This is a genomic window from Bacteroides sp. CAG:633 (genome assembly GCF_000435115.1).
Classification (GTDB): domain Bacteria; phylum Bacteroidota; class Bacteroidia; order Bacteroidales; family Bacteroidaceae; genus Bacteroides; species Bacteroides ndongoniae.
Genome location: NZ_FR883147.1, coordinates 71,235 through 71,477 on the forward strand (window position 1 = coordinate 71,235; position 243 = coordinate 71,477).

1 pseudogene is annotated in these 243 nt (G+C 45.7%); it reads right to left on the reverse strand.

The features are described 5' to 3' along the window. Positions 1-173 precede the first annotated feature (173 nt). Positions 174-243 (reverse strand): annotated as a pseudogene (locus tag QVP67_RS14135) (DUF4348 domain-containing protein); the annotation flags it as partial.

The window sequence follows — 243 nt, forward strand, 5'->3', positions numbered from 1 at the left end:
AAAGAGAGCAATGCTCCGATAAATGATAGGAATTTCAAGTACATGTTTCGTAAAAGTATTAGTCGCCATACAAAGAAACCCCTCTTTCGTGAAAAAGGGGGGCATAAATCGTACGGAAGAGGTGCAAAATGCTTCCACTTCCGGTAAAAGTGCGATGAAAAGGACGGTTTTGGCTACGGATGCTGTTCCTCGAAGGCCTTATTCTCCTCCTGAATGGTACGGATAGTCTCGGCCAGCTCGCTG